This is a genomic window from Brevibacillus sp. HB1.1 (assembly GCF_013332445.1).
Taxonomy (GTDB): domain Bacteria; phylum Bacillota; class Bacilli; order Brevibacillales; family Brevibacillaceae; genus Brevibacillus; species Brevibacillus porteri.
The window spans coordinates 421,437-441,793 of sequence record NZ_JABMIV010000004.1 but is presented as its reverse complement, the minus strand read 5'-3'; the positions used below and the strand labels follow the sequence as shown (position 1 = coordinate 441,793).

Below are 20,357 nucleotides of genomic sequence, written 5' to 3'. Positions count from 1 at the left end.
AAAAAGATAGGATGTTCTACCTAAAGATGGAGTGGATAGTATGAGCGGCATGATCGTGGTTCCAGGGTATAGGGTGGTAGAGTTTCTTTCCACTCATTCAAAATTGGGAATTTATCGGGGTTACAGAAATAACGACAATCTCCCTGTCTTATTCAAAGTACCGATGGAAGGATCTTCCCATAAAGAATCTCTGTGGAAATTGAAGCATGAATATCGCATTCTTCAATCATTGGAATCCCATGCAGTGGAAACGATCATCGAACTCGTTACTCACAACCGTGAAACGGTAATGATTACGGAAGATTTCGGGGGAGTGCCGCTCTCCTTGCTTATGAAAATGAAAGGACTGTCGCTGAAGGAGATGCTCTTCATTGCGGTCCGTATGGCTTCCTGCTTGAAAGAAATCCATCAGCACGGAATCATTCATAAGGATGTAAATCCCGATCATATCCTGGTTCATCCTGAAACCTATGAGGTAAAGCTTGTTAGCTTTGGGTTGGCGTCTAAATGCCACCAAGAATACCAAAGTGTGATGAATCCAAAAGAATGGAAGGGGAATCTTCGCTACGTCTCACCGGAGCAGACGGGGAGAATGAATCGCACCGTCGATTACCGCTCCGACATTTATTCTTTTGGTGTCACGCTCTACGAGTTATTGACTGGAAAGCTGCCCTTTTTAACTTCGGACATGCTTGAACTCATACATGCTCATATGGCGAGAAAGCCGCTCGCTCCCTCCAGTGTAAAACCATCCGTTCCAGAGATTCTATCGGACATTGTGATGAAGTGTCTGTCAAAAAATACAGAGGATCGCTACTTTAGCATGTCTGGCTTACTGGCAGACATGCAGCGCTGCTATGACCAGCTTGAACAAAACGGTTTGATTACGCCTTTTCCGCTTGCTTTAGAAGATCGTGCTGATCACTTGCGGATTCCAGAGAGGCTGTATGGACGTGAGCAAGAAATCCAGATGCTCATCGATGCATTTGAGCAAGTTACGAACGGCGCTACGAGGATGGTTGTCCTCAGTGGCTCTGCAGGCGTGGGTAAATCTGCTCTCGTGCTAGAAGCGCAAAAAGCGTTTTTGAGAGGCCGGGGACGTTTTGTTTCAGGAAAGTTCGACCAATATAATCAGGCCGTTCCGTATTCGGCCATCATTCAAATCTTTCAGGACTTGATCAAGCAGCTCTTGGCAGGCCACGAACGCGAGCTGCTCGCTTGGCGAGAGATGATACTCGACGCCATGCAAGGACTTGGTCAAGTGATCGTGGATGTCATTCCACAGCTTGAGGCAGTGATTGGCAAACAGCCTGCCGTACCTGAGCTACCTGCAACAGAAGCAAAAAATCGCTTTCAATGGGTGATGCAACGCTTTATTCGGATTTGGGCGCGACCAGACCATCCACTTGTCTTGTTCCTAGATGATTTGCAGTGGGCGGATTCTTCTTCGCTTTTCCTGATCCGAGAGTTGGTTGCGGATATGCAGATCAGTCATTTTCTGCTGATTTGCGCTTATCGTGAGCATGATGGCAGTACGATGAATCCGTTGATTGCCCTTTTGACAGAGACAGGCATCAAGAGCCGCATTTTGCGTCAATTCACGTTATTGCCGCTTCGAGAACCCGAATTCAATGCGATGCTAGCGGATGCGTTGCATAGTGAGCCGGATATGACGAAGCCGCTGGTTACGATTATCATGCAGAAAACAGCTGGGAATCCGTTTTATGTAAGAGAATTCATTAAAACGCTGTATGATCGGAACTTGCTGTGGTATGTGAGAGAAGAACGGAACTGGCAATGGGATTTGGCAGAAATCGAGAAGCTGGGTACTACGGAAAATGTGGCCGATTTTCTCGTAGAAAAAATGAGAAGATTGCCTGATTCCACTCAGCAGCAGCTCGGTTATGCTGCTTGTCTGGGTAACTCGTTTTTGCTTCATTTGATAGCCAAGTCACGAAATCAAACGGAGTCAGAAGCCATCCAGCATATACGGCCTGCGATTGAGGAAGGTCTCATCTATCCGATTGAAGGAGCGGAATATCTGAATTACGCTGCGCTCGTGGAAGAAGAAGTGGCGTCTCAGATGAAGATTCGTTTCCGCTTTGTGCATGATCGAATTCAACAGGCCGCCTATTCGTTGTTAGCAGAGGCAGAGCGCGGACAGACTCACGTCAAGCTGGGCAGGATGATGTGGGAAATGTCCCAAGGGAGCGAATCTGGCTCCCTGTTCGAAATTTGCGATCATATGTACCGGGGCAAAGAGATACTGGAGGATCAGGCGGAGCGTATTCATGTAGCGTACTGTCATTTACTCGCTGGTCAAAAAGCGAAATTCTCTGCGGCATTTGAGTCCGCCTTGCAGTACTTCCAACGTGGTCTCGAGCTGGTCGGGGAAGAGGGCTGGCAGCACAATCATGATCTGACCATGGAGTTGTGTGCGTTGACTGCGGAGACGACGTACCTCTGTAACCAATTGGATGAGGCAAAACAATTGTTTGAACGCGGGATGCAGCATGCCAAAACAGACCGAGAACGAGTACGCATTTTGGAAATGGAAATTCGCATGTATACACGACTGGCTGAATTTCCTCGGGTCATGGAGATCGCAAGCGAAGCCTTGGGGTTATTGGGCGTACCGATTCCCAAAAAGCCTGGCAAGCTCGATATCATTAAGGAAATGTTTCACATCAAACGCCGCCTCAAAGGCCGGAAAATAGATGAGCTGCTGTATTTGCCGGATGTTCCCGATGAAAATTATCAGATGGCGATGAGCATCATCAGCTACGCAGGCCCATCTGCTTACTATGTTAATCTCAATTGGTTTGCTTTAACGATTTTGCGTGCCCTTCATCTGTCGCTCGTACACGGAAACGCGGTCGCCTCGGCGAACGGTTATACCGGTTACGGGATCGTACAAGCTGCTCAATTCGGAAATTATCGAGAGGCTTACGAATTTGGGCAATTGGCTTGCCGTGTAGCAGACAGCTTCGCCGATCCGATCGCCATGACGAAGGCGTATGGCGCGTTTGCCTTACTGATCAATCACTGGTGCGAGCATGCGCGGACGAATATCCCTCTCCTGAAAAAAGCGATTCAGCTCGGCTTGGATGGTGGCGGCAACATTTATGCTGCCTACAATGCCCATGGGCTTTTGGAGGCCATGCTCTACTGTGGTGTGCCAGTGGAAGAATTGGAGCAGCAAATCGAGGAATACAGCGATATGATTCAACAAATCAAGGTCGTTGATCACGATGATCGACTCCTGTTATTGCGCCAGGCGCTGCATACTTTTACACGGTGGACCGACAAGGAACGAACGGCGTTTTGCCATGATGGATTTGACGAAGCGGCATATGTAAGCAACCTGCAAAAAGAAGGAAACAGCTACAAGCGGTACATGTACCACTACTATAAATCGATGGTTCATCTCATGTACGGGAACCACCTGGAGGCTGCAGAGCTGCTGGGCGAAGCAGAGCAATGGATGGATTCAGTCAGTGGACAAGTTCTTGTCAGCCAGCAAGTTTTTATGCAAACACTGGCATTGACGGGGCTCTATGAGAACGCCAACCGACAGGAAAAATCGAAGTATGGGAAAAAAATCAAAGCAAATATCAAAAAGATGAAGACGTGGGCAAAGGAATGCCCGGAAAATTTTCAGCACAAGTGGTTGTTGATGTATGCTGAGTGGCTGCGTGTCACTGAGAAAAAACAAGAAGCAGGTCCTTTTTATGAACAAGCGGTTCAACTCGCCAAAAAAGATGTTTTCTTGCAAAACGAGGCAATGGCAAATGAATTGGCCGCCCAGCATTACTTGGCACTCGGACTCGATACGATTGCGAAGGTATACATGACTGAGGCACACGAGGTTTACATGCTTTGGGGAGCGGTCGCCAAGGCACGAGAGATTGGGGAACGGTACCCTTATCTTTTGCAACGGGTAAGAAACTTGGGGGCTTCTGCCGAGATTGCCACGACTGACCAGACAGCAGACCTCGTCGATTTAATGAGTGTCATCAAGGCATCACAAACGATTGCTAGCGAGCTCCGCTTGGAAATGCTGCTGGCCACGATGCTGCGCACGGTGATGAGTAATGCAGGTGCGGAGAAAGGAATCCTCCTGCTGAAAAAAGATGGTGAATGGCTCATCGAAGCGGCAGGCTCTGTCGATTTGGACGTGGAGATCATGCAGTCTGTCCCGTATGAACATAGCGGGATGCTCTCTGTCGCCGTCGTGAATTACACCATTCGTACAGAAGAGATGCTGGTGCTCCACAACGCTTCGGTTGAAGGCGTCTTTTTCCGCGATACGTACATTGCGAAGCACGAGCCGAAATCCATTCTATGCTCCCCGCTATGGCAGCAAGGAAAAATGATCGGCGTCATTTATTTGGAGAACAACGAGACGACACATGTGTTCAACGAAAAACGCTCAGAGCCGCTCAGACTGATCTTCTCGCAAATTGCGATCTTTATTGAAAATGCGAGACTGTATCATCAATTGGAGCAATGGAATCAATCCTTGGAAAAGATCGTGACAGAGCGTACCAATGAAATTCAGGCCCTTTTGCAAGCGAATAAAAATCTGTTAAACAATGCGGGACAAGGCTTTCTGTCTTTTTCCAAAAACCTGCTGGTCCATTCCGAATACAGTCGGGAATGTCTACGAATTTTTGGTCGAGAACTGGCTGGGGTGTCGGTCGCTGAGCTACTATACCCAGATCGTCCAGAGGACAGCATGTTTATTGAATCCCTTTTGGAAAAGTACTTTGAAGCAAAAGACCAAGGGCAAAAAGAGCTGTATCTCAGTCTTTTTCCTACGGAAATCCAGATCAATCAAATGCCGTTGAAGCTGGCATGTAAGCCGATTTATGAAGATCGGCGAGATTCGCCAGAGGGCTTGATGCTGATCCTGACTGATATGAGTGAGCAACGGGCGCTCAAATCCAAGATGGAGCGAGAATGGCAAAGGTTGAATATGGTCGTAACTGTTGCGATTAGTCTCCCGCTCTTCCAAAAGGTACTGCGAGCTTTTGATGCTTTCTTTGAGGATGGGTGGAAGCGAGTCCTCGGAGAAGAGATCGCGGATTCCGAGAAACTATTCAAATTGGTCGCTCAGATTCATCAATTTAAAGGTGACTTCAGCCAATTACACTTGATTCATACACCGGAAAAGCTGCATGATTTGGAATCGTGGTTGATTCAATGGGCAAAGTCCGGAGAACGCCTCTCCGACGAGGATGTGCGCGCCCAGCAGTCATTCGCAGAGGTTCAAGCTGCGATGCAACAAGATTTGTCGATCATGCAGCACAAGCTCGGGGTCGGGTTCCTGGATCATAACGAGCATGTGTACACCATTGCAAAAGAGCAATGGGAAAGCTTCGAGCATGAGATCACCAGTCTGATACAGGGGGAAGCTCAGCAGGAGCTGCTCCACCGCATCCGCAAGCTTCGCTATCGTCCTATGAAGGACATGTTGTCAAGGTATGAAGACTATGTAAGTGAGCTCGCTATCCGTTTGAATAAGACCATCGATCCGGTCGAATGGGATGCAGATGAAGTACTGGTCGATCCGGAGCGATTCGAGAATTTTGCGAGGAGCTTGGTTCACGTATTCAACAATGCCATCGATCATGGAATGGAAGAAGAACAAGAACGATTGGCATACGGAAAAGAACGCAGCGGCAAGATTCAATGCCGCATTTGGCAAGAGGATACTTCCTTGTGCGTCACAATTCGTGATGATGGGCGGGGCGGAGATAGGGAAAAGCTAAAGTTGGCAATGGCGGAGCATGTCACGGTGCAAGAAAATGCGAGTCTCGTATCGGGCAGAGGAATTGGCCTGTCCATTGTTAAGCAAGAGGTTGAGCAGTTGGGTGGAACCCTTCAGGTTGATACTCAAAAAGGAGAGGGCACCCGCTTTACCTTCCGAATCCCGTTGGAAGATATTCGCTAGACCCATAGAAAAAACTGAGGCGACCGTGCCTCAGTTTTTTGTTTGATCGACTAAAGAGAATTCGTAATGGAAGCCAAAAGTCGTTCTTCATCGATCGGTTTTAGAATATAATGGCGCGCTCCAGCGTTGATTGCTTCAAAAACGAGCGGCTTTAATCCATTGGTACTGACCATAATGATGTTGGCGTCGGGGAAGGTGCCGATGATCTTTTTGACAGTATCTATGCCATTCATTCCTGGCATATTGATATCCATCGTCACCACGTCGGGGAGGTGGGTCGCATACTTTTGATAGGCGTCCAATCCATTTGTTGCTTCTGCAATGACTTGATGGCCCGCCCGTTCCAAAATGATTTTCATGTAATCTCGTACTACAAGGGAGTCGTCTGCTATCAGGATACGAGCCATAAAACCTCCTGTATCGAAACGGTTAGTTATTCTTAGTAAGTAGTCTACTTTTACCATAACACTGATAGGAAAAATGTCGCAATCATTTGATCATAAAAAGTGTGGATGAACATATAAAAAAACAAACGAATTCCAGTTCGTGATGAAACTGGATTCGTTTGTTTTACTTTCCAAACGGTTGATATAGTTGGGTTAGCAAAAGCAATCTGGCTTGCCGGGAGCATCACGATAGGCGAGCAAGGCATTGACCCCATGACTTAAGATGGCACCGGAACGTGTCACTGCGGCAACGAGTAGAGCCTCCATTATTTCCTCCATGGTGCCGCCTAGCTCTTTATACTTTTTGACATGAACATCGATGCAGTAGGGGCAGCCAGTCACGTGAGCGACCACAATGGCAATCAACTCTTTCGTTTTGACCGGGAGCTGGTGGGATTGCTGGTAGATTTGTCGCTCGAGAGAAAAATAAGAAGCGGCAGCCTCAGGGGCCAATTTCATTAATTCAGGGATATGCGACAAATTTGCTGATTCATAATACGAACGTGCTTTTGACATGAAACATCCTCTCCATTCCATGGGTAGTGGCTACGACTTCATTGTAGAGAGGGAAGATACTTGCTTCTGTAACTTACTCACCATTCTCACTAATCACCAGGAAAAAGGTTTTCCTGGAGGGCATCACGGCGAATAGCAGCGATTCGGCCTCGTCCTAACTGAAGCCATCCGGCTTTCTCAAACTCCTTGAGTGACCGACTGATTACTTCTCTGGCAGTCCCGAGTTCAATGGCAATCGCTTCATGGGTAATCGATAGGTGGTTGCTAGAATCTGTGGTACGACGGAGCAATAATTCGGCGATGCGGGCGTTGATCGGCTTAAACGCGATATCTTCGACCAGAGACGTGACGGAGACCATTCGGTTGATCATGTTTCGATAAATAAATTGACGCAAGTCCTTATAGCGATCCATCCATTCTTTGAAGACATCTACAGGCAAAAGTAGCAGCTCGGTTTCCTCTTCTAGCTGTGCGGACGCTTCATAGCCCGTCTCGCCTAAAATACTTGCCATCATGAGGACACAGACTCCCCCGCGCTGTACCCGATATAACGTAACCTCGCGTCCTGACTCGCTGATGATATAGATGCGGACCTTGCCTGACAATACAAAAGCAGCGTGGGCAAACAGATGACCCTGTTGCATCGTAAGCTGGGGAGAAAAGCGTTCCACTGTTATGTCAGGATGGCGCCATGCGGCTTCCGGAACAAGGGAAAAGCACGGAAAAGCATCCTTCACAAAGTGGATTCGATTCAAGTCCATTGTTTTACCCTCCGCGGCAACTTAATTGGTAAAATATTCATACATATAGTGTAGGGAAAAGACGCGATCTATACAATGGAATATCCGTCTGCAGACTGACGAGAGTACAACGCTGTAGCCTGATTTCTCTTCTACGCTGTTTTGCTACGATGATATAGAACTTATCTTGTAAAAATAACCAGTATCGAGGGGAAACAAAAATGAAACAAATGAAACAGTGGATAGGAGTAGGTCTCATCGCTGTAGGAATCGGTTTGGCCGGATGCACGATCAACAATAACGTGATCAAGATTGATGAAGAAAAAAGACAGATTGAATTACCTGCGGAGTCCATCGAGACGTTGAAGATTCTTACGGATTCAGGCGATTTGATCGTCAAAGGTGATGAAAAAGCAACCGTGATTCATGTAGAGGCGGATATCAAATCGAAAAATGTCAAACCCGAAGAAATCATCCTTACACTCGAGAAGGATGGGAATACCGCAACACTACGATCCGAAATAAACACAGATATCGGTGTTAACTATGTGGATATGACGCTAACGGTAATCGTTCCTGCCCAGCTGCCGATAGCCCTTACTGATGGATCAGGAGATATTGACATGACGAATCTAACAGGAAAGATCACGATTGAGGATGACTCCGGTGATATTCAATTAACGAATACGAACGGAGAGGTAGAGATTCGCGATCAGTCCGGTGACATTACGATCAAGGATTCGTCTGCCCTCAAACTGATCGAGGATGACTCGGGTGATATCTTCATGGAAAATACGGGTGGAAATGTAGAGATTCACGATCAATCCGGCGATATGGTTATTCGAAATCATAAGGGCGACATAAAGATATCCGACGAAAGCGGCGACATGGTCATTGATACTGTCGAAGGAAATGTACGAATTGAGAATGACGGGAGCGGAGAGCGAACCGTTCTAAACATAAAAGGCTCGTACACATCTAAATAAATCAGGACCGTCAGGGTTTTTGCCCTGACGGTTTTCTTGTTCTTGTCGGTATTTTGACAGGTTGAGGGAAAAATTAGTCGACTAATGAAAAAAAGCTTTCCCTTCCGATAAAGAAGTGCTAATATAACAAAGGTAGTTCTAATTGAGAATGAATCTCTTTATTAATGATGATGAGAATTATTCTCTCTCGTAAATACTCGAGTCAATACGGAACATTACTCCAGGAAAAAGTAAGAAGAGTAGGGACGCGATGAAAAAGAGATATTTGGTTGTAGCACTTATTTTGCTATCGTTCGTTTCACTTTTTATTGGCGTGAAAGATATATCTCCGTGGGATTTGTTCAATCTCACAGATGACAAAGTGCAAGTGCTGTGGATTAGCAGGATTCCGCGTTTGATCAGCATTATCATCGCAGGGATCAGCATGAGTATCGCCGGATTGATCATGCAGCAGCTGACCCGAAACAAGTTCGTTTCTCCGACGACAGCAGGGACAGAGGACTCCGTTCGATTCGGAATATTGGTTTCACTCTTGGTGTTCGCTGATGCGAGCTCATGGGTGAGGCTGCTCGTTGCTTTTGCATTTGCTCTCTTTGGAACCTTTGTCTTTATGAAGATTCTTGAAAGAATCAAATTTAAAGACTCCATTTTCATCCCGTTAGTGGGACTGATGTTTGGCAACATCGTCGGATCCATCACGACGTTTTTCGCTTATAAGCATGACCTGATGCAAAACATGTCTGCTTGGTTGCATGGAGATTTCTCCACCATTATGAAAGGCAGCTACGAGCTTTTGTACATAAGTATTCCGCTGGTGATTATCGCTTACTTGTATGCGAACAAGTTCACCATTGCGGGAATGGGTGAAGAGTTCGCCATCAACCTCGGGTTGAACTACAAGCATGTCGTCAACATTGGATTGGTCATCGTCGCTTGTGTAACTTCGGTAGTCATTCTCACGGTAGGGACAATCCCGTTTTTGGGGCTGATCATTCCCAACCTGGTTACGATCTACCTGGGAGATAACCTGAAAAAAAGCTTATCTCATACCGCTTTGCTTGGCGCGGTGTTTGTACTTGCTTGTGATATCCTGGGACGCCTCATCATCTTCCCATACGAGATTTCCATCGGCTTGATGGTTGGGGTCATAGGCAGCGGGATATTCGTGTACTTACTCATGAGAAGAAAGGCATATGAACAATGAAAGCGAAGATAGGTGCCCTGTCGATTGTGGCCATTGCTTTGATAGCCATTTTTATGATGATTGACGCCGGTGGCAACTGGGATTATGTCCTTCCTCGGCGGGCTAAGAAAATTCTTGCCGTCATTTTAACCGGTTGCATCATCGCCTTCTCTACGATGATCTTCCAGACAATCACGAACAACCGAATCTTGACGCCTAGCATCATCGGCCTCGATTCGCTCTATATGTTCATCCAAACATTTGTGATCTTTGTGTTTGGCTCCACCCATTTCACCTTGATGAACAACAACGTGAACTTTCTAATCTCGACAGGTGGGATGGTGCTTTTCGCAGGCTTGCTCTACAAATTCCTGTTTAAAAGGGAAGGGCAAAATATTTACTTCCTGCTCCTCATCGGATTGATCTTGGGCACATTGTTCAGCAGTTTGTCCACGTTCATGCAAGTATTGATTGATCCGAATGAGTTTTTGGTTGTGCAAGACCGAATGTTCGCCAGCTTCAACAATGTAAAAACAGACCTGTTGATTACGAGCTTTGTTCTGGTCATCGGAATCATGATTTACTTCTGGCGATACATCAAGTACTTGGATGTGTTATCACTCGGTCGGGATCAGGCGATCAATTTGGGGATTCCGTACGATTTTGTCATCAAGCGGTTTCTCATCGTCATTGCCATTCTCGTATCAATCGCGACAGCGCTCGTTGGACCGATTACCTTCCTTGGACTGTTGGTAGCGAATCTCGCCCATCAGTTTATGAAAACCTATCAGCATAAATACTTGCTGCTGGGCTCGGCTTTAATCAGTGTGATTGCACTGGTTGGCGGTTTGTTGATTGTGGAGCGTGTACTTGCGTTCTCCACGACGCTCAGTGTCATCGTCAACTTTATTGGTGGGGTTTACTTCATCTATCTTCTGTTAAAGGAGAATAAAGCGTGATAGAAGTCCGGAATGTCACAAAACAGTATGGTAGCAAAAATGTCGTGGAAAATGTCTCTGTGAAGATTGCCAAGGGGAAAATCACGTCTTTTATCGGACCCAATGGGGCCGGAAAGAGTACGCTGCTGTCGATGATTAGTCGCCTGTTGACCAAGGATCAAGGCGAGGTTTTCATTGAGGGTCAGGAGATTGGACAGACAAAGAGCAGTGAGCTGGCGAAGAAAATCTCGATTCTCAAGCAATCGAACCACATTACGGTGCGGTTGACGATTCGTGAGCTGGTCAGCTTTGGTCGCTTCCCGTATTCACAAGGCAATTTGACAAAAGAGGATTGGAAGTATGTAGACGAGGCTATCCAATATTTGGAGCTCACGGACATTCAACACAAGTACCTCGACCAGTTGAGTGGCGGTCAGCGTCAACGCGCTTACATCGCGATGGTTGTCGCTCAAAATACGGAATACGTCCTCTTGGATGAGCCGCTCAACAATTTGGATATGAAGCATTCCGTCCAGATCATGAAAGTGCTGCGACGTCTGGTAGACGAAAGAGGCAAAACAGTTGTCATTGTCATTCACGATATCAACTTCGCTTCCGTCTATTCGGATTATATCGTCGCTCTCAAGGATGGCAAGGTCGTGAAGGAAGGCACTACAGACGAGATCATCACACGACCGATCTTGAAAGATGTCTATGACATGGATATCCATATCGAAGACATTGAAGAAAATAAAATCTGTGTCTATTTCGCGTAAGCTCCATTTTCCTATCGTTAAAATTTTGATGGCCTGCCGGGGGTTTCATCAGCAAGCTATCAATAATTTTATATACTTTTACATTCTATATAGAGGTGAGAGAAGTGAACAAAAAATTACTCATGCTGTTTATGGCAGTACTGTTGGCTGTATTCACAGCTGCATGCGGCTCCAATAACGCCGCTCCTGCAACACCTGCGGCAGACGCAACAAAAGCACCTGAAGCTGCACAAACATCCGAAGAAGTTACGATCAAGCATAAATTGGGTGAAGCAAAACTGAAAAAGAATCCAAAAACCGTTGTAGCATTTGACTACGGTGTTCTGGATTCCTTGGACAAATTGGGTATCGAAGTAGCGGGTGTTGCACAGTCTTCCAGCATTCCTGCATACCTGGAAAAGTTCAAAGATGCGAAATACACAAACGTTGGTGGCTTGAAAGAGCCAGACTTTGAGAAAATCAATGCAATGAAACCAGATGTGATCTTCATTTCTGGACGTCAACAAGATGCTTACGAAGAACTGAACAAAATTGCTCCAACCATCTTCATGGGTGTAGACAATGCGAAGTACATGGAATCTTTCAAAGAGAACATGAAAACATTGGGTACCATCTTCGGTAAAGAAGCACAAGTAGAAGAAGAGTTGGGCAAAATTGATGCATCTATCAAGGAATTGAATGCAAAAGCAACGGCAAGCGGCAAGACTGCTCTGATCGTTATGGTTAACGAAGGCAAGCTGAACGCTTACGGCGCTGGTTCCCGTTTTGGTATCCTGCACGGTGAGTTCGGATTTACGCCTGTAGACAAAAACATTTCTGTAGAAAACCATGGTCAAAGCGTTTCCTTTGAATATATCGCAGAAAAAAATCCAGACTACCTGTTCGTAATTGATCGTGGCAACGCGATTTCCAAGAATAAAGAAGTGTCTACTTCTACACAGCAAACTGTAGAAAACGACCTGATTAAGAACACGAAAGCATTCAAAACTGGCAACATCATTTACCTGGATTCTAGCAACTGGTACTTGTCTGGTGGCGGATTGGTATCTACCGCTGGCATGGCAGACGAAGTTCTGAAAGAAGTTAAGTGGTAAGAGGCTAGAACAGAAAGTGGCGACAGCCGAGGGGAGTAAGACATTCCCTGGGCTGTCGCCTTTTCATTTTTTTAAAACGTGCTGATTTATACCCGGGGCTCCCGTTTTGCAAACTCCTGTAACATCCCTCTGATTTGTTCTACCAATAAAGCAGGTGCCTTCTTAGGTGAACCAGAGTCAAACGGTGGCTGGGGATCGTATTCCAAAATCAATTGGACTCCTTTACTCATATCTTCTCCCAATTCCCATGCAACTAATTGGAGTGCCATGTCGATACCAGAGGAAACACCGGCCGCTGTAACGATTTTGCCCTGACGAACGACTCTTTCCTCTGTTGGAGTGGTTCCAAGGGATTGGAGCAGTTCGAAGGACCCCCAATGAGTGGTGGCTACAGCTCCATGTAACAAGCCTGCGGCGCTCAAGATCAGAGAGCCATTGCAAACAGACGTAGTCCATTTCGTTGTTTCATGTATGTGGTGAATCCATTGTAGAGTTTCTTCATCATTCATAGGGGTTTTATAATTGGGCGGACTGCAACCGGGAACAACAAGAATATCAGCGGAAGTAACTTCAGAGAAGCTGTAATCGGCATGTAAATAGCCCATATTGGAGTCAAGCTTGATTAACCCTTTTTTCTTAGCGACAAACTTCACTTCACATTTCAGCGTAGCAGCGAATACATCGTATGGACCAATTGCATCTAAAGCGGTGATGCCGTCGAAAAGCAATATGGCAACCTTCATGATGATCTCTCCTTTGAAATGGGATAATTTTCTTGCAAACAAATACTAACATACATATACGGGGTATATGTATGTCGGAGTTGTGACTAACTGCAAGTAGGTATAGCAAAAAGCCGGTTACACCATAAAACGTGGTGAAAACCGGCCTTTTGCTTGCGGAATCTAACAATTATCTGGCTCCAACCAGCTTGCGCTCTTCCGTGTAAACAGGTTGGGTAGTGTTTTCGCTTGGTTGCTTTTGATCTACTGCATGAGACAGCTCATAAGGGAGGCAGAGCGGTACACCCGTGCGAGGATCAATTAGAATGTCTGCTTCGATGTTGAATACCTTACGCAGCATCTCAGGCGTCATGACTTCAGCAGGGCTTCCCTCAGCGACAACGGTACCGCGAGAGATTGCAACCATGTGCTGTGCATAACGGGTTGCGTGGTTCAAATCGTGGACGACCATGACGATCGTACGATTTTCTTCGTCATTCAACTTTTGTAGGAGCTTGAGAACCTCCAACTGGTGAGCCATATCCAGGAAGGTCGTAGGTTCATCCAGGAACAGGATGTCTGTTCCTTGCGCTAGAGCCATGGCAATCCATGCGCGTTGGCGCTGACCGCCGGATAGTTGGTCAACCGGACGATCATGGAAATCGGACATGCCGGTCATGGAGATCGCCCAGCTTATGATCTCTTTATCTTCCTTGGTCAAAGAGCCGAAGCCTTTTTGATGGGGGAAGCGGCCATAGGTAACGAGCTCAGACACGGTCAAGCCATCGGGTGCGGTTGGGTTTTGCGGCAAAATCGCCAGTTGCTTGGCGACTTCCTTGGTCGATTGCTGGTGGATCGATTTTCCGTCCAAAAATACTTGTCCGCCTGTTGGCTTCATAATCCGGGCGAGAGTTTTGAGGATCGTCGATTTACCAGAACCGTTTGCACCGACCAGTGCAGTGATTTTTCCAGAAGGAATGCTGATGTTCAAGTCTTTGACAATGGAAAGCTCACCGTATCCGATGTCCAGCTTTTGCGTGTATAAGCGCTCCACAATGGGCCAACTCCTTTTTAAGCAAAGTATGTACCTGTAACGAGGTTGTTCAAAAAGTCGTCTTTTGATCACGCAGTAGTCCTGAGAGCGTATTCGACATCGAAATTGGCGTTCACCTTCGAAGTCCGGTGCTCATGTAGGTTCCCTACACTCCGCTCCTCCTTCTTCAGGTTCTCGCCACTTTCTCGGTGCTGAAAAGACGACTTTTTGAACACGAATTATAATTAATCGTAGTAATGATAATCATTTTCACTAAGATAAAGTATATAACGTAATGAGGTCAAATTCAATAAGTAAAAAGCCAACCTGCTCACATGCGTGAACAAATTGGCCTTGGGTTAACAAATGATTATCCAGTGTTAGTAGGTGATATGAGCGATGATCCCGTGTTTGTCGTCCAATACCAGCTCGATACCGGCGGAATAAGGGTTGCGCTGCATCTGGGTCTCCAGATAGTAGCGAATCGCTTCAATCATATTCATCTCGATGAAGATTTGTTGGCGATCCATCCAGTGTACTTCAGCAGAAAAGCCGTATTCTTCGTCCCACATCAGTTCGACGGAGATGTCTTGTGGCTTCAACTGCTTTTTGTAGGCTGCGTGAATACAGATCGCATTAATGATATCTTGTTCGGAAAATGTTATCTTTTCCATGCGTTCAGTTCCTGTTCTTTCTCACGCTTGGTTTTGAAGTAGACGATCACTTTACGGATCAGGATAATCACAGCGAGGATCGCCATCAGGTTGATCATGAAGCCAAGGATGGAGCCCAGGATACCCATGTCACCGAACAGGGATCCGAACAGCAAACCAGCCAGACCACCAATCATGAGACCTTTCATGAATCCGCCGCTTTTGCTTGCTGTAGCAGCAGGAGTTGTTGTTGTACCTTTATTTGTTGAAGCATTTACATTTGTATCAGCTTTGTTAGGCGTTTGCGTGTTCGTAGGAGCCGTATTAGAGTTGAAGGATTTTTTCCCGGACTTATAGCCTTTCGCGTCGGCATGATCAATGAATCCTCCGGCCGGAGCGAGTACGAGCATTACGGCAACCAACATCATGATGAGTTTTTTCATGTTATTTGAGTAGCCCCTCTCAGTTTAATGACTTGTATATATAAGTCTACATGAATATCGGACGAAATTCCAACGAGCTTTCAGTGACGATCAGTCTAAATACCTACAAAAAAGCCCCTGACAAGCGATCATGTCAGGGGTTCTTCGTTTTACGCACTCTTTTTCAGTTTTCGGGCTGCCCAGTTACCCAGCGATTGAATGAGCTGGACCAAGACGACGAGAATAACGACAGTAATGATCATGACTTCGATGTCCCATTGCTGATAGCCGTAGCGCAAGGCGAGATCGCCAAGCCCACCAGCACCGACTGCGCCCGCCATAGCCGTAGCGCCAATCAAGCCGATCGTCGCAATCGTCAGGCAGAGGACGATGCCAGGCCGTGCTTCGCGCAGCATGATGCGAAAAATTATCTGCGTCCGGGATGCGCCCATCGCTTGGTACGCTTCGATAACGCCACGATCGACGTCATGCAGGGCCGTTTCCATCAAGCGTGAGATGTAAGGCGACGTATAGACGATGAGCGGCACAATTGCTCCTTCAATCCCAATAGAAGTGCCCACGATCAACTCCGTAAAAGGAATGATCGCAACCATCAGGATAATAAAAGGCAGCGAGCGCACAATGTTGATGATCGTATTCAGGGTGTGATAGATGATTTTGTTCGGGAAAAGGTGATTCGCCTGTGTGATGACTAACAAAATCCCGAGCGGAATCCCGATTAATGTCGCAATGAATAATGAAAACCCAACCATGATGACGGTTTCTTGTAGGGATTGTCCGAATATCGGAATCATTTCAATCAAACGCTCCATTAACTCCGCACCTCCTCTGGTGACACAATATCTACGCGGTAGACGGATTCACGCAAGAAGCGAATGCCATCCTGAATGGCCTGGTCTTCACCAGAAATGTGCAAAAGCAAAATGCCGAGCGCCGTTCCCTTAATGGTCGTAATCGAGCCGTACAACAGATTGGTGCTAATCGGAAAACGTGCAGAGAGTGTTCCTAGAACAGGATCGAGAGCGGCATCCCCGCGAAAGGCAACGCGAACAATTTTGGAAACGGGTCCGGTTTCTTTTATCTTGGACAAAATCTCCTGTGGTACCTGATCGTCGAAAACCGTTTTGATAAAATTACGTGTCGTTTGCTCTTGCGGATTGCTGAAAACATTCAGAACAGAGCCTTGCTCGATGACGACACCGTTTTCCATGATGGCTACCTGGTCGCAGATTTTTTTAATGACCTGCATTTCATGCGTAATGAGCACGATGGTCAGGTTGAACTTTCGATTGATGTCGAGCAACAGCTCCAGAATCGATTCAGTCGTCTGCGGGTCGAGAGCAGAAGTCGCTTCGTCACAGAGCAGGATTTCCGGATCAGTCGCAAGTGCACGAGCGATACCCACCCGTTGCTTTTGTCCACCGGATAGCTGAGAAGGATAAGCGTTTGCTTTATCAGACAAGCCAACCAAGCCGAGAAGGTCTTCTACCTTGCGCTTAATGACATCTTTGGGGACGCGATTCATCCGCAAGATTTCCGCCACATTGTCAAAGACATTATAGGAAGAGAGCAGGTTGAAGTGTTGAAAAATAATCCCGATCTTTTTGCGAGCTTGCCGCAGCTCTTTTTCTTTGAGGGTCAGCATGTTGTGGCCATTGACGATCACAGAACCGCTGGTCGGCTTCTCCAACAGGTTGATGGTGCGGAGCAGGGTACTTTTTCCCGCTCCGCTAAAGCCGATAACCCCGTAGATTTGCCCTTTTTCTACCTGAAGGGATACGCCCTTCAATGCTTCTACCTGCTTGTTTCCTACTTGATACGACTTATGAATATCGGTTAGCTGTATCATAACGAGTTCTCCTTGTTGTTCTTGATGTTCCTGGCGTCGATCTTACCAGGACGGCAGTACAGCTCCTTCAAAACGTTCGTCGATGAATTTTTTCACTTCTTCCGAACGGTAAATGTCTACCAGTTTTTTGATAGCTGGGTTGTCTTTGTTGGTTTCGTTGACTGCCAAGATGTTCACGTATGGAGAGTCAGCCGTCTCAGCGAAGATCGCATCTTTTTTCGGGGAGTAGCCAGCTTCCATTGCGAAGTTCGTATTAATCGAAGCTACCTCTACGTTGCTCAACGAGCGTGCCAGGAAAGCAGCCTCCAGCTCTTTGAATTGCAAATTTTTTGGATTTTCCACGATGTCCAGTGGCGTTGCATTGTCGCCCACGCCATCTTTGAGCTTAATCAAGCCAGCTGCCTGATAGAGCAGCAGGGCGCGTGCTCGGTTGGTTGGGTCGTTTTGAATGCCGACAACGCCGCCTGCCTGGATGTCCTCGACTTTTTTATGCTTGGTGGAGTACAGGCCCATCGGGTACGTGACGGTTTTTCCGACCTCGACAATTTTTGTTTTATGATCTTGATTGAACTTCGCCAAGAACGGGATGGTCTGGAAGCTGTTTACATCGAGATTTCCTTTATCGAGAGCTTGATTCGGCTGTACGTAGTCGTTGAAAACGACGACTTCGACTTCAAGTCCTTTGCCTTTGGCGACTTCTTTCACTTTGTTGAGAATCTCTTCGTGCGGGCCGCCAGTGACGCCCACTTTGAGTGAGGTTTGTTCAGCAGAAGTGCCACCGTTAGCAGGAGCAGTTTCTTGTTTACCGCCGCAAGCCGTTACGAACGATGCAGCGAGCAGTAGTGTAGTGAGCAGTAGACCAGTCTTTTTCATGAAAATACCCCTTTTCTCTGGATGTAAGATGGAAAAGAAAAAAGCCTCTTCCGACAGAAGAGGCGAAAACTGCGAGTATGTAACCACACTGCAACAATACCTCTCTTATCTGTCGGAATAAATTCCGCTGGATTTGGCACCGTATCGTTTGCGATAGGTTGCCGAGGTGTCATAGGGCCAGTCCCTCAACCTCTCTTCATAAGAGAATGTGCTATGAAATTATCATTCCAAACATTGTTGTTAATTCTTATTTGGATAGTTGGATTATAACGACTGAATTTTTAGGTGTCAACTGTTTTTGCAAACGAATGACTTGGTGGAAAAATGTGAAATTGATCAAAATACGAATATTATATTGAAGAATTAAAAAATCATATGTATAATGAGAGCGAATGAACCCGATACCAGCTATCGCAGGTGATGACATGACTCTAGTGGACTCCAATGAAACCAGAAAAAAGCTGTCTGCCATCTATAATGAGATAGCAAAAGAGTTGTTCGGATTTGGAACGACTTTGCTCCGAGTCACGATTGAAAACCAGATGATTACGTTCCAAGCCAAGCATCGCCGCTCTCCGCGCTCACAAGCGTTGGAAGGAGAAGCGCCGGCCCTCAAGCTCGAAGTCGATTTTCGCATGTCCCTTCTTTATAAGAAGAGACTGAGAGAGCGACTGGAGGAAGAGATGGGGTTGCCGTTGGAAGCCGTGCTACGGGACTATGATGCGCCTACGCAGTGGGCGATCACGAATGTTATTTTAGCTGAATCAGAACTGAATACCTGACGCAATCGTTCGGATTTTCTCTTTTGATCTATCTTAAGGGGAGACCGTAGACTTTGCGTAAAAACGGGTGTCACTTCTCTTTGTTTACGAAGAAAAGTGCTCTTGTTTAGAATGATACGTTCTAATCAAGGGTACTTTTCTTTTTATTGTACCACCATATTTTGTCATCAAATGAACCCAACTGGAGGAGAATTACGATGAAAAAATTACTTGCTGGAATCCTGTCTTTTTCTATGATGTCACTGGCTCTCGCTGGCTGTGGCAGCAATGATCAACCACAAGCGGGTGGGGCTGGCGGCGAAGCCAAGGGTGAGCCACAAAAGCTGGTCATCTCCACATGGGGCTTCTCTGAAGACTTTTTCCGCAAAGAAGTATATGAGCCGTTTGAAAAAGAACATAACGTGAAAATCGTACTGGAAATCGGGAACAATGCAGAGCGCCTGAACAAAATTCGCCAAGGAAGCTCCGATGTAGACTTGATCTACCTCTCTGACTACTATGCACAGCAAGGGATTGAGAGTGGCGCATTTGAAAAAATCGACCGCAGCCGCATCCCGAATCTGGATCAAATCTATGATATTGCCAAAGCACCACTGGGCGAGGAGTACGGTCCAGCTTACACGATTGGCCAATTCGGGATTGCCTACAATCCAAAACTCGTGAAAACCGAGATCAAGGATTGGAAAGACTTGTGGAACCCAGAACTGGCAGGCAAGCTGACATTGCCAAGCATTACGTCCACAACTGGCCCAATGGTTCTCGACAGTGCTTCCCAGATAGCGGGCAGCAAGGAATTTAACGAGGATCAAGCCTTCGCGAAAATGAAAGAAGTTAACCAAGGTGTAGTGAAGTTCTACGACAAGACCTCCGAATACGTGAACATGTTTGGACAAGAAGAAATCGGCGTAGGACCGATCATGGAAATGTACTTCAAAGACATCAAAGCCGCTGTTCCGGAAGCTGTTTTCGTACAACCTGCAAGCGGCGGATATGCGGTCATGAATACGGTTAACATCGTAAAAGGCTCGAAAAACAAAGCACTCGCAGAAGACTTCATCAACTACCAGCTGAGCAAGGAAGTTCAGGAAAAAACAGCAAAAGCAAAAATCGATTCCCCTGTAAACAAAACGGTTCAACTGACAGAAGAAGAAGCAAAAGGCGTAACGTACGGGGAAGAAACCGTAAGCAAGCTGCGTATGATGGACATGAAATTCGTTAACGAGCACTCTAAAGCATGGATTGACCGTTGGAATCGTGAAATCACGCAATAACGAGCGATAGAAAAACAAGGGCGAGGGTATAGACAATTTCGGATATACCCTCGTTTTTCAACGTATAGGAATTTATAAAATAAATTCCGGAGCGCA

General features: G+C 46.4%; 18 protein-coding genes and 1 riboswitch. Of the genes, 8 read left to right on the top strand and 10 right to left on the bottom strand.

What is annotated here, in order from left to right:
• Window positions 1-40: 40 nt before the first annotated feature.
• On the top strand, window positions 41-5,956 hold the full coding sequence (locus tag HPY27_RS14550) for an AAA family ATPase (RefSeq protein WP_174225304.1): 5,916 nt from the start codon (window positions 41-43) through the stop codon (window positions 5,954-5,956).
• 50 nt (window positions 5,957-6,006) lie between these two features.
• On the opposite strand, the gene HPY27_RS14545 is transcribed toward HPY27_RS14550, so the two are convergent.
• The 3 genes from HPY27_RS14545 to HPY27_RS14535 all read right to left on the bottom strand — a co-directional run bounded on the left by HPY27_RS14545 (window position 6,007) and on the right by HPY27_RS14535 (window position 7,679).
• The gene (locus HPY27_RS14545; protein ID WP_017246631.1) at window positions 6,007-6,363 is read right to left on the bottom strand and encodes a response regulator; all 357 of its coding nucleotides are present in this window, start codon (window positions 6,361-6,363) and stop codon (window positions 6,007-6,009) included.
• 192 nt (window positions 6,364-6,555) lie between these two features.
• On the bottom strand, window positions 6,556-6,918 hold the full coding sequence (locus HPY27_RS14540) for a carboxymuconolactone decarboxylase family protein (RefSeq protein WP_069849882.1): 363 nt from the start codon (window positions 6,916-6,918) through the stop codon (window positions 6,556-6,558).
• An 89-nt stretch (window positions 6,919-7,007) separates the two neighbouring features.
• Window positions 7,008-7,679, bottom strand: a complete 672-nt coding sequence (locus HPY27_RS14535; RefSeq protein ID WP_174225303.1) for a Crp/Fnr family transcriptional regulator — start codon at window positions 7,677-7,679, stop codon at window positions 7,008-7,010.
• A gap of 200 nt (window positions 7,680-7,879) precedes the next feature.
• Here HPY27_RS14535 and HPY27_RS14530 point away from each other — a divergent pair, with 200 nt between their 5' ends.
• From HPY27_RS14530 to HPY27_RS14510, 5 genes are all read left to right on the top strand, one after another.
• Window positions 7,880-8,644: a DUF4097 family beta strand repeat-containing protein gene (locus HPY27_RS14530; RefSeq protein ID WP_017246628.1), complete on the top strand. Its 765-nt coding sequence runs from the start codon at window positions 7,880-7,882 to the stop codon at window positions 8,642-8,644.
• A 250-nt stretch (window positions 8,645-8,894) separates the two neighbouring features.
• Window positions 8,895-9,848: an ABC transporter permease gene (locus HPY27_RS14525; RefSeq protein ID WP_017246627.1), complete on the top strand. Its 954-nt coding sequence runs from the start codon at window positions 8,895-8,897 to the stop codon at window positions 9,846-9,848.
• On the top strand, window positions 9,845-10,786 hold the full coding sequence (locus HPY27_RS14520) for an iron chelate uptake ABC transporter family permease subunit (RefSeq protein ID WP_017246626.1): 942 nt from the start codon (window positions 9,845-9,847) through the stop codon (window positions 10,784-10,786). Before HPY27_RS14525 ends, HPY27_RS14520 begins: the two co-directional genes overlap by 4 nt.
• Window positions 10,783-11,541 (top strand): iron ABC transporter ATP-binding protein, encoded by a 759-nt coding sequence (locus HPY27_RS14515; protein ID WP_017246625.1) that lies wholly within the window; start codon window positions 10,783-10,785, stop codon window positions 11,539-11,541. Before HPY27_RS14520 ends, HPY27_RS14515 begins: the two co-directional genes overlap by 4 nt.
• A 104-nt stretch (window positions 11,542-11,645) precedes the next feature.
• Window positions 11,646-12,635: a siderophore ABC transporter substrate-binding protein gene (locus tag HPY27_RS14510; RefSeq protein ID WP_035290734.1), complete on the top strand. Its 990-nt coding sequence runs from the start codon at window positions 11,646-11,648 to the stop codon at window positions 12,633-12,635.
• Between the two features lie 86 nt (window positions 12,636-12,721).
• On the opposite strand, the gene HPY27_RS14505 is transcribed toward HPY27_RS14510, so the two are convergent.
• From HPY27_RS14505 to HPY27_RS14475, 7 genes are all read right to left on the bottom strand, one after another.
• Complete coding sequence (locus HPY27_RS14505) at window positions 12,722-13,378, bottom strand: DJ-1/PfpI family protein (RefSeq protein ID WP_017246623.1); 657 nt, start codon at window positions 13,376-13,378, stop codon at window positions 12,722-12,724.
• Between the two features lie 169 nt (window positions 13,379-13,547).
• Window positions 13,548-14,411, bottom strand: a complete 864-nt coding sequence (locus tag HPY27_RS14500) for an ABC transporter ATP-binding protein (protein WP_017246622.1) — start codon at window positions 14,409-14,411, stop codon at window positions 13,548-13,550.
• 359 nt (window positions 14,412-14,770) lie between these two features.
• Complete coding sequence (locus tag HPY27_RS14495; RefSeq protein ID WP_174225302.1) at window positions 14,771-15,064, bottom strand: YxcD family protein; 294 nt, start codon at window positions 15,062-15,064, stop codon at window positions 14,771-14,773.
• Window positions 15,052-15,486, bottom strand: coding sequence for a hypothetical protein (locus tag HPY27_RS14490; protein ID WP_017246620.1), 435 nt, complete (start codon window positions 15,484-15,486; stop codon window positions 15,052-15,054). The genes HPY27_RS14495 and HPY27_RS14490 overlap by 13 nt, the downstream gene beginning before the upstream one ends.
• Window positions 15,487-15,635: 149 nt before the next feature.
• The gene (locus HPY27_RS14485; protein WP_174225301.1) at window positions 15,636-16,298 is read right to left on the bottom strand and encodes a methionine ABC transporter permease; all 663 of its coding nucleotides are present in this window, start codon (window positions 16,296-16,298) and stop codon (window positions 15,636-15,638) included.
• A complete protein-coding gene (locus tag HPY27_RS14480) occupies window positions 16,298-17,335 on the bottom strand; it encodes a methionine ABC transporter ATP-binding protein (RefSeq protein ID WP_174225300.1) in 1,038 nt (345 codons plus the stop codon). The genes HPY27_RS14485 and HPY27_RS14480 overlap by 1 nt, the downstream gene beginning before the upstream one ends.
• 42 nt (window positions 17,336-17,377) lie before the next feature.
• A complete protein-coding gene (locus HPY27_RS14475) occupies window positions 17,378-18,208 on the bottom strand; it encodes a MetQ/NlpA family ABC transporter substrate-binding protein (protein WP_174225299.1) in 831 nt (276 codons plus the stop codon).
• Window positions 18,209-18,310: 102 nt separating this feature from the next.
• Window positions 18,311-18,413: riboswitch (SAM riboswitch) on the bottom strand.
• A gap of 220 nt (window positions 18,414-18,633) precedes the next feature.
• Between HPY27_RS14475 and HPY27_RS14470 the strand changes: the two genes are divergently transcribed.
• Both HPY27_RS14470 and HPY27_RS14465 read left to right on the top strand, forming a co-directional pair.
• The gene (locus HPY27_RS14470) at window positions 18,634-18,990 is read left to right on the top strand and encodes a hypothetical protein (RefSeq protein ID WP_015893853.1); all 357 of its coding nucleotides are present in this window, start codon (window positions 18,634-18,636) and stop codon (window positions 18,988-18,990) included.
• A gap of 197 nt (window positions 18,991-19,187) precedes the next feature.
• Entirely contained in the window at window positions 19,188-20,261 is a 1,074-nt protein-coding gene (locus HPY27_RS14465) for an ABC transporter substrate-binding protein (RefSeq protein ID WP_069849860.1), read from the top strand.
• Window positions 20,262-20,357 lie beyond the last annotated feature (96 nt).

Bases quoted from the DNA above. Each gene is read 5' to 3' on its own strand.
- HPY27_RS14545 (WP_017246631.1), bottom strand. From the start codon at position 6,363: ATGGCTCGTATCCTGATAGCAGACGACTCCCTTGTAGTACGAGATTAC.
- HPY27_RS14490 (WP_017246620.1), bottom strand. From the start codon at position 15,486: ATGAAAAAACTCATCATGATGTTGGTTGCCGTAATGCTCGTACTCGCT.
- HPY27_RS14535 (WP_174225303.1), bottom strand. From the start codon at position 7,679: ATGGACTTGAATCGAATCCACTTTGTGAAGGATGCTTTTCCGTGCTTT.
- HPY27_RS14530 (WP_017246628.1), top strand. From the start codon at position 7,880: ATGAAACAAATGAAACAGTGGATAGGAGTAGGTCTCATCGCTGTAGGA.
- HPY27_RS14550 (WP_174225304.1), top strand. From the start codon at position 41: ATGAGCGGCATGATCGTGGTTCCAGGGTATAGGGTGGTAGAGTTTCTT.
- HPY27_RS14540 (WP_069849882.1), bottom strand. From the start codon at position 6,918: ATGTCAAAAGCACGTTCGTATTATGAATCAGCAAATTTGTCGCATATC.
- HPY27_RS14475 (WP_174225299.1), bottom strand. From the start codon at position 18,208: ATGAAAAAGACTGGTCTACTGCTCACTACACTACTGCTCGCTGCATCG.
- HPY27_RS14525 (WP_017246627.1), top strand. From the start codon at position 8,895: ATGAAAAAGAGATATTTGGTTGTAGCACTTATTTTGCTATCGTTCGTT.
- HPY27_RS14470 (WP_015893853.1), top strand. From the start codon at position 18,634: ATGACTCTAGTGGACTCCAATGAAACCAGAAAAAAGCTGTCTGCCATC.
- HPY27_RS14520 (WP_017246626.1), top strand. From the start codon at position 9,845: ATGAAAGCGAAGATAGGTGCCCTGTCGATTGTGGCCATTGCTTTGATA.
- HPY27_RS14465 (WP_069849860.1), top strand. From the start codon at position 19,188: ATGAAAAAATTACTTGCTGGAATCCTGTCTTTTTCTATGATGTCACTG.
- HPY27_RS14495 (WP_174225302.1), bottom strand. From the start codon at position 15,064: ATGGAAAAGATAACATTTTCCGAACAAGATATCATTAATGCGATCTGT.
- HPY27_RS14485 (WP_174225301.1), bottom strand. From the start codon at position 16,298: ATGGAGCGTTTGATTGAAATGATTCCGATATTCGGACAATCCCTACAA.
- HPY27_RS14505 (WP_017246623.1), bottom strand. From the start codon at position 13,378: ATGAAGGTTGCCATATTGCTTTTCGACGGCATCACCGCTTTAGATGCA.
- HPY27_RS14480 (WP_174225300.1), bottom strand. From the start codon at position 17,335: ATGATACAGCTAACCGATATTCATAAGTCGTATCAAGTAGGAAACAAG.